Source organism: Sutterella parvirubra YIT 11816, assembly GCF_000250875.1.
Classification (GTDB): domain Bacteria; phylum Pseudomonadota; class Gammaproteobacteria; order Burkholderiales; family Burkholderiaceae_F; genus Sutterella; species Sutterella parvirubra.
Window position 1 is genome coordinate 1 of record NZ_JH604883.1, and the last position, 11,432, is coordinate 11,432.

Annotated in this window: 9 protein-coding genes and 1 pseudogene; 5 read left to right on the forward strand and 5 right to left on the reverse strand. The window is 64.8% G+C overall.

The annotated features are described in order from the left end of the window. From HMPREF9440_RS02020 to HMPREF9440_RS02030, 3 genes and pseudogenes are all read left to right on the forward strand, one after another. Positions 1-628 (forward strand): annotated as a pseudogene (locus tag HMPREF9440_RS02020) (RNA-guided endonuclease IscB); the annotation flags it as partial. A 26-nt stretch (positions 629-654) separates the two neighbouring features. Continuing rightward, on the forward strand, positions 655-2,385 hold the full coding sequence (locus tag HMPREF9440_RS02025) for a zinc-binding metallopeptidase family protein (protein ID WP_008540996.1): 1,731 nt from the start codon (positions 655-657) through the stop codon (positions 2,383-2,385). 12 nt (positions 2,386-2,397) lie between these two features. Continuing rightward, positions 2,398-2,808 (forward strand): peptidase dimerization domain-containing protein, encoded by a 411-nt coding sequence (locus HMPREF9440_RS02030; protein ID WP_008540998.1) that lies wholly within the window; start codon positions 2,398-2,400, stop codon positions 2,806-2,808. A 202-nt stretch (positions 2,809-3,010) separates the two neighbouring features. On the opposite strand, the gene HMPREF9440_RS02035 is transcribed toward HMPREF9440_RS02030, so the two are convergent. Beyond that, positions 3,011-3,883 carry a DMT family transporter gene (locus HMPREF9440_RS02035; RefSeq protein WP_008541002.1) on the reverse strand — a complete coding sequence of 291 codons (873 nt, stop codon included), beginning with the start codon at positions 3,881-3,883 and terminating at the stop codon, positions 3,011-3,013. 309 nt (positions 3,884-4,192) lie between these two features. On the opposite strand from HMPREF9440_RS02035, the gene HMPREF9440_RS02040 reads away from it, so the two are divergent. Next, complete coding sequence (locus HMPREF9440_RS02040; RefSeq protein ID WP_148516266.1) at positions 4,193-5,230, forward strand: alpha/beta hydrolase; 1,038 nt, start codon at positions 4,193-4,195, stop codon at positions 5,228-5,230. Between the two features lie 179 nt (positions 5,231-5,409). On the opposite strand, the gene HMPREF9440_RS02045 is transcribed toward HMPREF9440_RS02040, so the two are convergent. From HMPREF9440_RS02045 to HMPREF9440_RS10360, 4 genes are all read right to left on the reverse strand, one after another. Beyond that, positions 5,410-6,624 (reverse strand): autotransporter outer membrane beta-barrel domain-containing protein, encoded by a 1,215-nt coding sequence (locus tag HMPREF9440_RS02045; RefSeq protein WP_316244784.1) that lies wholly within the window; start codon positions 6,622-6,624, stop codon positions 5,410-5,412. Continuing rightward, positions 6,561-7,001 (reverse strand): hypothetical protein, encoded by a 441-nt coding sequence (locus HMPREF9440_RS11805; RefSeq protein WP_040763229.1) that lies wholly within the window; start codon positions 6,999-7,001, stop codon positions 6,561-6,563. Before HMPREF9440_RS11805 ends, HMPREF9440_RS02045 begins: the two co-directional genes overlap by 64 nt. Then, entirely contained in the window at positions 6,977-7,243 is a 267-nt protein-coding gene (locus HMPREF9440_RS02055; RefSeq protein WP_008541009.1) for a hypothetical protein, read from the reverse strand. Before HMPREF9440_RS02055 ends, HMPREF9440_RS11805 begins: the two co-directional genes overlap by 25 nt. Positions 7,244-7,584: 341 nt before the next feature. Continuing rightward, complete coding sequence (locus HMPREF9440_RS10360) at positions 7,585-9,858, reverse strand: autotransporter outer membrane beta-barrel domain-containing protein (RefSeq protein WP_008541011.1); 2,274 nt, start codon at positions 9,856-9,858, stop codon at positions 7,585-7,587. 1,010 nt (positions 9,859-10,868) lie between these two features. Between HMPREF9440_RS10360 and HMPREF9440_RS11335 the strand changes: the two genes are divergently transcribed. Beyond that, positions 10,869-11,432 (forward strand): transporter substrate-binding domain-containing protein (locus tag HMPREF9440_RS11335; protein ID WP_008541014.1); only part of this gene is annotated, 564 nt, incomplete at its 3' end.

Genomic DNA, 11,432 nt, shown 5'->3' on the forward strand with positions numbered 1-11,432 from the left:
GAATTTGGTGCTCGCCTGCACGGAATGCAATCAGAAGAAAAGCGCACAGCCTTTGGAAGTCTTTCTGAAGAACAAGCCCGAGCAGATTGAACGGATCCGCCGTCAGCTCAAAGCACCGCTCCGCGATGCCGCTGCGGTGAACGCGACACGTTGGGCGCTCTTCAACGCACTCAAGCAAACCGGGCTTCTCGTGGCAACGGGGACGGGCGCGCAGACGAAGTTCAACCGCAAGGCCTTCGGGATCCCGAAGGAACACTGGTTGGATGCGCTCTGCGTCGGTCGGATCAACGGTGCCGACTACCCGAAGTCAATGGGAGTGCTTCAGGTCCGCTGTACGGGGCGCGGGAGCTACCAGCGCACGCGCCTCAACAAGTACGGCTTCCCCCGCGGCTATCTGATGCGTCAGAAGCGCGTTCACGGGTTCGCGACCGGCGACATGGTGGAGGCCGACAAGAAAGGCGTCGTTTATCAAGGCCGCGTAGCCGTCCGCGAAAGCGGATGCTTCGTGTTGCAGACGCCCGACGGCAAGGTTGACGGCATTCATTGGCGTCATTGCCGCCTGATTTCCCACAACAACGGATATGGGTACGCGTGGCTTCGCCCCGCGCCTCATTCCTCCCTCATCTGAAGACGAGGGTTTCCTGAGGATTTTTTATGGAGCACAAACCCAAGCTGATCCGCACGGCGGTTCTGGCCGCCGCGGCGGGCCTCACCTTTAGCATTACCGCCACCGCCGCCCCCGGCGTCGTCCCCAACGTCCCCGAGTCGGTCAAAACCGCGGCGACCACGATCGCGAACGACGCCCCGATGAAGGCGATGCTCGAAGAGCTGGTCTCCCCCGAAGCTCAGCAATGGCGCTTCGACACCCTGCTCGAACTCGTGCGCATCGCATCGCCCTCGAGGTCGGAGATGCGCCGACAGGCCGAGATCACGAAGCGCCTCGTCGAAGAATGGGGCTTCTCGCCCGAAGACATCATGACGAACGCCGAAGGCACGATCAAGGGCGCGGGCCTTCAGATCGTCGACGGCCTTCCCGTCTACAACGTCTGCGTGAGGATCCCCGGCACCTACGGCGCGGCGCCTGATCCGGTCACCTACAAGGGGCAGCTTCCGAAGGTGCTTCTGGAAGGCCACATCGACACGGTGAATCCGCCGGATCTCCCGCCCGCTTCGAACACCTACGAACCCGTGAAGCTTCAGCCCGTCAACGACCCCGTCGTCGCGACGAGAGATGAACTCAAAGCCCTCAAAGACGAAATCAAGTTCGACGCGAACGGCCGCGTCGTCAAGGACGAGGTCTACAAGAAGGCCTACAAGCGCTATCAGGACTTTGAAGCCGCGAAGAAGGCGGGCGCCTACCGCATCTACGTTCCGGGCTACAACGACGCGATGATCAACACCGTCGCGGTCATGCAGGCCGCCAAACTCATGAAGAAGTACGGCGTCAAGCCTGTCTACGACATCTGGGTCTGCGGCACGACGGGCGAAGAAGGCAAAGGCAACCTCTGCGGCATGAAGCAGCTCTACGGCTACAGCCAGGACGTGGGCAAAGGCAACAACGCTTTGAACTTCGTCGCGAACTTCGGCGCGGACTCGACGCGCCCCGGGAGCGGCACCTTGAACTATCTCGGGAGCTACCGCTTCGAAGTGAAGTACGTCGAACCCGCCGGGTGGAAGCTGGGCGACAAGCCCGCGCCCTCGGCCTTGATGGCGATGAACCGCGCGATCGCGCAGATCGCCGACCTCAAGACCCCGTGGGACGACGACAAGGCCGCGGAGCGCACGACCTACACGGTGGGCGTCGCGGACTGCACGCCCGCGAAGGGTGAGGGGATGCGGAGCGAAGCCTGCACGCTGATGGTCGACATGAGGAGCCCCACTCAGGGGCCGCTCTCCGCCATCCGCTCGAAGATCGAACCGGCGTTCGCAGCCGCCGTCAAGGCGGAGAACGCCGCCTACGGCGTGAAGGACGGCGACCCGAAGGCCGTCAAGATGGAACTCGTATGGTTCGGCGACCGCCCGGCCTACCAGCGCCCGAACTACGACGACATCGCGGTGACCGCCTGGTGGACCGCGAACGAGGTGGTCGGCACGGACGTCCGTAAGGACCTTCCGACCACCGCCTCGAGCCTGAACGACAACGTCCCGGCCGCCGTGGGCGTGCCGACCGTCAACATGAACGTCGGCACCAACGCGGGCGGCGGGGGCGGCCATACCTGGTACGAATGGGGCATCCCGGGCGACGGCGTCGCCGAAGGGAAGCGCGTCTTCCGCTTCATCCTCTCGGGGCTGATCGCGTCGGGCTACAACACGTCTGACGGCAAGGTGGTCAAACCCGGCGTCGGTCCCATGGGGAACCGCACCACGGAAGAGATGTTCAAGTAAGGAGGGCACGTCATGCTGAAATCGATCCGAAACACGACGGCGCTCGCCATCCTTGCGCTTTGCTCGGGCGCGGCGCTCGCCGCCAACACCTACACCGTCACGATCGAGGGCCCGGGCGGGCACTCGAACGGGGACTACGGGAACGTCAACGCCGTGCACGCGGGGGCGCGCGCCGTGACCGCTTTGGGTCAGGTGCTCCTTGACGCGGTCATCGCGTCCATGAAGGGCGGCGCGACGGTGAACGCCATCGCGGCCGACTGCACCTTCACGGTGACGGTCGCGGACGACAAGGCCGCCGCGGCGAAGCCCGTGATTGAAAAGACCGTTTCTGAGGCGATTGCCGCGGAGAACGCCTTCCGCGGGGTCAAGAAGGGCGACCTCGTCCGCGGGGCACCCGCGGAAGTGCGCGCCACGGTGAAGTGACGGGGCAGAAGCCTGTGAAGGCCTGAAGGCCTGACCGGCTGAAAGCCCGAAGTTCATCCCTTCGCCATCTGGCAGACAAAGGCCGCCGGTCCGGGGTTGAGCGACCCGGGGTCGGCGGCCTTCTTGTCCTTCTTGTATTCAGCTTCGGGTTGTTGTCTCTGAGGTTGCTGTGGCGAGCGGGCGAAGGAATGTGGTGAAGGGGTCATTCCTTGCCGGACGACCGCCCGGCAATGACGGTGCCGGCCAGCACCAAGGCGGCGCCCGTCCATCCTGTGACGCCCAAGCTCTCACCCAGGAAGATCGCCGAGAAGACCAACGCGCCGATGGGTTCCAGGTACCCGCCCGCCGATACGATCGAGGCGTTCAAGCGCGAGACCGCATAGAAGTAGAAGGCGCAGCCGACGCCGGTGTTGAGAAGCCCCAACACCGCCAAGGGGAGCCACACCGCCGCGACGTCGGCTGCGGTCGGGAAGGCGTCCACCGTCGACCACGCATAAATCAGCACCAGGGGAAAGGCCGCGGCCATTTCCAAGGATGCGGCCGTAAGACCGTCGACGTGCCCCGCGCGTCGTGCCGTCCATACCATCGCGGCGTAGCAGACGGCCGATAGCAGACCGATCAGCACCCCGCCCGAGAGCGTGAAGTCGCCGCCTCCGATCGCCAGCGCCGCACCCGCCGCCGCGGCCGCGAGCCCCAGCCATTGCGAGCCCGCGAAGCGGTCTTCGCCGGTCACGGCGAGAAACGCCATCAGCATGACGGGCCCCGTGTAGTAGAGGAGGGTCGTCATCCCGACGCCGATCGTCTGAAAGCCCGCGTAGAGGCAGAGCCAGCTCGCACCCATTGCGAAGCCGGAGAGCACGAGCAGGACCAACTGTCGTCGGGTGAGCGTCGTGAAGGGCGTCCCGCGCCGCGCGGCCGCGCGCCTCAGCGTCAGAAGCAGGATCCCGAGGAAGCCTCCGCCCAGAATGAGGCGCGAGAGCACGATCACCGAGCTCTCGAACGGAATCGAGGCGGCGATGATGCCGTTCAACCCAAAGAGCAGGTTCGCGATGAGGTAGAGGGGAAGTGCGGGCATGTGGGCGTCTCGGGGAGGTACGAAGTGCTTGGGGGTCAGAATTCCGGGGAAATGCCGCCGGCCGGAGGAGGATCCGGGAGGCGTCCTTGACGAAACCGGATGCCTCGACGGCGCCCGGAACTCGGGTACGGTCCTCCCATTGTCGCCCGAAACGCCTGAGCCGGCCTCGGTCTTTCGTCGTAGAGGGTTCGTTTCCCGAGCCGCCGCACTTTTTCCCAGATGCTGTCGGACGCCGCGGCCGTTTTCCTTCTTTCGCGCCTTCCGTGTAGGATTTTCCGGTCTTTCACTCCATCAACGGAGAACACCCCCATGCCCATCACCCAACCCCGCCGCGCCTTCTCCTTCCGCCGCCTTGCCGTCGCGGCGCTCATTTCGGCCGTCGCCGGATCGGCCATCGCCGCCTCGGCCGCCGACCGTCTCCCCGGCTACGTCGACGGCGCCGAAGTGATCAAGGTCGACGTCTCGCGCCCGCAGATCGACACGATCTCCGGGATCATCTATTCCCAGATCAAGAGCGACCGTGCGATCCGGCAGCTCCGCATGACGGTGATGTCGCCGCGCACGAAGGAAAAGAAACCCGCGATCGTCTACTTCCCCGGGGGCGGCTTCACCTCCGCCGACCATGAGAAGTTCACGGAGATGCGCACGGCGCTCGCTGAGGCTGGGTTCGTGGTTGCGGCGGCCGAATACCGCGTCGTTCCCAACGTCTACCCCGCGCCCGTCGTCGACGGGAAGAGTGCGGTCCGGTACCTGCGCGCCCACGCCGAGGAGTACGGTATCGATCCCAACCGCATCGGCGTTCTGGGCGACTCCGCCGGCGGCTACCTCTCGCAGATGCTCGGCACCACGAACGGCGAGAAGGACCTCGACAAGGGGGACTGGACGAACGTGTCGTCCGACGTCCAAGCGGCCGTCACGATCTACGGGATTTCGGACCTTCTTTCGATCGGCGAAGGCCTCCCCGACGACGAAGTCCATGCGTCGCCCGCCGTCACCGAAGCGCTGCTCGTTCACGGTGCGGCCTTCCGGAAGTTCCCGGGCGCGTCCATTCACTCCGACCCCGCGAAGGCGAGGAACGCGAGCCCGCTCGGGCACGTCGACGGGAACGAACCCCCGTTCCTGATCCTCCACGGCGCGCAGGACCGGCTCGTGAGCCCCGAGCAGAGCCGCCACCTCTACGAAGCCTTGAAGGCGAAGGGCGAACCGGTGCGCTACGTTTTGGTCGAGAACGCCAACCACGGCGACCTGCCCTGGTACCAGCCCGAGATCGTGAAGCTCGTGGTCGACTGGTTCGTCGATACGCTCAAGCCCGCCGCGGGGAGTGCGGCGGCGGGGAGCAACCTCTGACGATGACGACCGCCCCCCGGCTCCTCCGCGTCGACGGAACACCGGGGAGCCGACTCCGCGTGGAGAAGAGGGGCGGCGCTGCGTGTTGCGGCGCCGCCCCTCTCCATCTGGAAGGCCTCTGGATGTGGTCGGTTTGGAGGTTGAGTCCTTCCCTGTTGAGAATCGTACTGCCGTCAGGCTCAGAACGCATGCCGCACGCCCACGCTCCAGCGCCACGGCGTGTCGATCTCGCCGCCGTCCGCGTACTGGAAGTCGGCGTAGAGGTACGTGTCGTCCGCGACGTTCCAGTTGCCGCCGAGGCCCAGCTCGTACCACGAGCCGCCGAGATCCTGCGAGACGGTGCGCTTGGCGTCCCCGTAGCGGAACGTCGTGTCGGATTCACCCCGGAAGTCGTTCAGGACCGACGCGCGGAAGTAGAGGCTGCCGGTGTTCTCAGGGAGGATCATCCCGGCCTGGAAACCGGCGCGCCCCACGAACGCGTCCGTGCCTTCCGCCGTGACGTCGTAGCCGGCCCACGTGTAGTCCGCGGCGCGGACGTGCCCGTACATGACTTCCACCTGCGGCTCGACGTAGGTGAGGCTCGTGACGGGAAGACGCCACCCGGCCTCGACCGAGACGCTCATCGCGTTGGTGTCGTAGGAAGCCGTGTCGCGCACCCAATCGGCGCCGTTCTGCGCACGCATGTCGAGGTCCGTGGAGAGCATCCCGTACTTCAGCGTACCGTCGATGAACATCCCGTTCTCGGCGAGCCACGTCCCGTACGCCGTGAAGGCGAGGGACCAGCTGTCGCCGTCGCCCGTCTCAAACGTGCTCTCGCCCTGGCTGTAGCTGACCGCACCGCCCAAGATGACGTTCGTGCCTTCGAGCTTGTGGTCGTAACCCGCCTGGAAGCCGAAGTAGTCGTTTTCGACGTTTTGGCTCCCGTACTCGTCTTTGCCTTGGAAGACGCGCGCCCAGACGCCGTTGTTGAAGCCTTTGTGGTCGCGGAGCTCTCCCATGCGGTATTGGAGGTGGTTCATCTCGGCGCGCCAGGCCGTGGCGCCGAGGGCGAAGGATTCGGAGAGGGTGGCGAGGACGGTGTTGGCGGAAGTTCGGACGACCTGGGTTTGGTCCGGATCGGGCGCGGCCTCGGCCGCGCCGTCTTCCTTCACCATCCGCAGAACGGTTTCCGTCCCGTCGTTCAAACCGGCCTGGCCGACCCTGACGGCCATCGTGAACGCGGGTGCTTCCATACCTTCACCGCCCTTGATGGCGGCGACTTTCAGGAGATTGGCCGCTTCCTTCGTCGTCTCCATAGGATCCAGTTCTTCCTGGCCCGGAACCGACACCGTCACCGTGGATCCTGATTGAAGTTCATCAACCCTAAGGATCTTGACGTAGCCCTCAACGTTGATGTGGAAATCAAGGTTCGTGGGGACCTCATCACCGTCAGCCCCTGCAACGGTCGGCGCGCTCTCGATCCCCCCAAACTGATTTGTGCTTCGATGTGGTTGACGTTGACGGTGATCGTGTCCGATCCCGGAAGAGGTTGCAGGGAAGTCGCCGACGCTGAATTAAAAACCGAGCTGCCCAACATCTCCTCAAGCTCGGACTCGTTTGTGACGATGCTGCCGTTCCCAACGTTGATGGTCCCCACGCGAACCGAGTCGAAATCTTCGGACCCCGCGACGAAGGCGACATTCAACGTACTTGAATTCGCGGAGAATTCGCCGTCAACATCCTTGTACCCCACCCAAAGCGTGTCGATCATCCGCGTCGTGGAGGAATCCATTTGGTCTTCACCGAAAATGAGACCTCCTTGAACGTCACGCTGTCGATGACGATCCCGTCCTTCACCTCCACGTCGAGGCCGCCGATGCTCGCCCCGGTGGCGGGGTTGTCCGTCGGCCAGATCTCGACCGGGTCGCTCCACGCGTCCCCCGAGATCTGCGTGTTCTCCACCGCGAGCGCGGCGCCCGACGCGAGCGACGCCAAAGCCGCCGAAAGTGCGAGCGTGACGAGTTTCTTCTGCATGAGGGGCTCCTTGGCGACGGCCGAACAGGGAAGGGAGGTTTGACCCTGTCGAAAATAGTCTCCGCGACCCTCCTCACCGCTCCGCGTAATCCCTGATCTCCTCGGCAAACCGCGGGACCTGCGCCCCAAATCCGACCCTTTGTCCGTATCTTTTTCGTCTCCCGTCCCCGCTCGGGAAGTCCAAGTGGCTTCACCAAACGCCTTCCCCCGAGCCTCCCCGCAGACAAAAAGACCTGCGGCCTCAAGAGAAGACCGCAGGCCAAGCGACATGACTCGCTTAAGAAAAGAGACCCGGCGGGCGGCCTGATCGGTCGCGCCGCCCGGCCGGGCTGACCTCAAAGTCAGAAGGCGTGCCTCACGCCCACGCTCCAGCGCCAGGGCGTATCGACCTCGCCGCCGTCAGCGTACTGGAAGTCGGCGTATAGGTAGGTCGAGTCCGTGACGTTCCAGTTCCCGCCCAGGCCCAGCTCATACCAGGAGCCGCCGAGGTCGTTCGAGACGACGCGCTTTTGTCCCGCATAGCGGAAGGTGGTGTCGGCCTCGCCCTTGAAGTCGTTGAGCACCGACGCCCGCATGTAGACCGAGCCCTTCTTGTCGGGGAACGAGAACCCCGCCATGACGCCCGCGCGCCCGACCAGCGCGTCGACCCCTTCGGCCGTCACCTTGTACGCGTCCCACCGGTAGTCGGCCGAGCGCACGTGCCCGTACATGAGTTCGACCTGCGGCTCGACGTAGGCGAGGCTCGTGACGGGAAGACGCCACCCGGCCTCGACCGAGACGCTCATGGCGTTGGTGTCGTAGGAGGCCTTGTCGCGCACAACCTTGTCGCCGTTCTGCGCGCGCATGTCGACGTCGTTCGAAAGCACCGCGTACTTCACCGTCCCGTCGACGAAGAGGCCGTTTTCATGAAGCCACGTCCCGTAGGCCGTGAAGGCGAGAGCGTCGTTGTCGCCGTCACCGGTGCGGAACTTGCTGTCCCCGTGCGTGAAGGAGACCGCGCCGCCCAGAATCACGTTGGTGCCCTCGAGACGGTGGTCGTAACCGGCCTGGAAGCCCAAGTATTCGTTCTCAACCTTCTGGTCGCCGTACTTGTCCTTCCCCTGGTACGCACGCGCCCAGACGCCGTTCCCGAACCCGGCCTGATCGCGGAGTTCTCCCATGCGGTACTGGAGGTGGTTCATCTCGGCGCGCCACTGCATGGTGCCCAGGCTCGCGACCTCGGACAAGGTGCCGAGCACCGAGTTGGTGGAGGTCACCGTGGTCTTCCCATGGTCGACGTCGACCGTCGTGCCGCCCCCTTCGGCATTGGGCTTCACGTCGTAGACCGTCTCGACGGCGTCGTTCAAACCCGCCTGGCCGACCGAGACGCGCGTCGTCACCGCGGCGGGCTTTTCTTCCGAGCCGCCCGAGAGGGCGGCGACTTTGAGGAGCTTCGCCGTGTCGGCGGCGACTTCCGAGCCGGACTTTTCAGCGGACCCCGCCGTCGAGATCGCGATCTCGGCGCCCGACTCGATCTTCTCGACCGAGATTTCGTTCTTGTAGTCGGGAACGTTCACGTTGATCGAGAGGTTGACGGGGAGCGCCGTCGCAGCGGGTTCGGCGGCGGGTTCGGCCGCGGGAGCAGGGGCGTTTTCAGGCGCAGCACGGCGGCTGCGCACGCGCGGCTGCTCGCCCGAAGCGGCGGCGGGCTGAGCCGCCTCCACCTTGTTCTCGACGACCGCGACGGTGCCGATCGTGCCCAAGGCGAGCTTCGCGTCGGGGTGGTTCAGGTTGAAGGTGATCGTGTCCTTCCCGTCCAAGGGCAGCAGCACCGCACCCTTCACCAGCGTCGACCAGGCGACCTGCTCGAAGAAGCCCGAGACCGGGGAGGGCAGCATCTTGGTGACGCCGTCGATCGTCGCGAAGGTGGCGTTCCCGACGTTGACGGTGCCGACCTGAAGCGACTTGAAGTCGCCGGACCCGGCGATCCCGGCCACGGCCTTTTCGGCCTTCGTGAACCGACCCTCGGCCGCATCCGAATACCCGGCCCAGACGGTGTCGACCGCGCGCTTCGTGGGCGCATTCTGCACGACGCCGAAGACGATCCCGGTCGTGCCGTCAATCACGAGGTTGTCGGCGTGGAAGGCCGCGTCCTTCACGCTCTTCCCGTTGTAGTTGCCCTTGCTGTAGGAGGAGTTCGAGACGCGGAAGGCGCTCATGTCGCGCATGACGACCTTCTTCCCGTCGAAGCTCTTTCCCGTCTCGTCCTTCTCTTTGCCCCAGAACTCAAGCGTCGCGACCGTAGGCCTTTTCGCCGTCCCGGCCTCGATTTCGAGCGTGTTGACGACGGCCTTCTTCCCGAAGTGCTTCAGGTACCCGACCCGGAGCTTCTCGCTGTCCGGATTGGTGTTCTTGAACGTGACCGAATCGATCACGATGCCGTCCTTCACGTCGACCTTCAATTCCCCGATGTTCGCAAAGCCCGAACCGCTGGCGTCGGTCGGGTAGATGACGACGGGTTCATCCCACTTGTCCCCCTGGATGGTGACGGTCTTCTGGGCGGCCGAGGCGGTGCCGGCCGCAAAGGTTGCGGTGATCGCCGCGGAGACGGCGAGCGCGATGAGTTTTCGTTCCATGGTGAATGTCCTCCTCGAGGGGCGCCCCTGGTGTTGTTCGTGGTTGTGGTTCGAAGTCCGCCGTCGGGCGGATGCATTTGCTGAGAGTCGTTGGGACGGGCGCCCGATACCCGAAGGCTATGAACGGTCACGAAAACGCACCGATAAGGGGAAACCCTCTGATCATCCGGAACTTTCCCTTCAGTCCGTACATTTCACCGTTCGCTTTATGGGCGGCCGGAACCCCGGTCTGGAATCGATGGGGCGGAAGGAGGGAGGTACCTGATCCGGTTGGGTTTTCGAGACCCGCGTTTTTCATGTCTTTTTGACGTTCGTTGCCGTCGAATCTCCTGGCGGCCGGTCGATTGTGGCGAAACGGATACGAACGGATGATCCGGGTTCGCGGGAGGGCTTGAGGAGCCTGGGGGGAGGCGAAAAGAGAGACGGATGGAGAGACGTAAAGAGAGGCGGGAAGAGAGGCGCTTGAGGCGCGATGGGCGGTCGGGGGCCGCCGTCGGGCGAGCCTCGGGCACCCGTTCCAGACACCGGCGGATGGAAGGCGCCTTTGGTTGACCAACCCCTCCATTTGTCGACATGTCGAAGCCATTCGGCACTTCTCCCCAGACGCTCCCGGGTCAGCGCAAAAGGCGGTCGAATAGAACCGTCATGGCGAACCCGAAACCCCCGTCAGCCGCGGGAACATGAGGCAGAATGAAATCACTCCCGAGGGAGAAGGGCGCCGGCAAGAGGCGAGGGAACGAGCCACCGCCGCCCGCCCGATCCCGAAGGGAGACCGGACCGAAGCCTTCCGCGCGGAAGTCCCCTTTGCGACCGAGCCTTACCGGTCGAAGGGACGGGCGCGAAACTGCGGCGCCCGAACGGATCACCGAACGGGCTACTGATCGGGCAACCGGACACCGAACCGAACACGGACCGACCCCCACCGCCGGGGGCGCTGAAGGCGAAGCGGGCCATAACGCCGCCTTCCGTCCCCGGCACCGAACACCACGCAACCCAAGGACCAAGCACCCATGCACGCCACCCGCCGCCTCATTCTCACGGCCGCCGCCGGCCTCACCCTCATGATGTCCGGGATCACCGCGGCCACCGCCGCCGACGAACCCGCGAAGGGCCCGAACGGCCTCCCGATCCTCAAGGTCGGGACCTCGGGCACCTTCCCGCCCTTTGAATTCCACAACTCGGAAACGGGCGAACTGGTCGGGTTTGAAATCGACCTCGTGCGCGCGATCGGGCAGAAGATGGGCCGCGACGTTGTGATCTCGGACTTCAGCTTCGACGCGATCCTCCCGGCCATCACGTCCGGCACCATCGACATGGGCGCGGCGGGGTTCGCGAAGACCGCGGAGCGCGCGAAGCGCATCCACTTCTGCGACACCTTCTACTATTCGGGCCTCACGATCATCAAGCGGAAGGGCGACACCCGCATCAACGGGATCGAAGATCTCGAGGGGAAGACGATCTCGGTGCAGCTGGGCTCGATCTCGCACGAACGCGCGAAGAAGATCCCGGGCGCGAAGGTCGTCACCTTCGAGTCGGGCTCGGAAGCGATGCTGAACCTCATCACGGAAAACTGC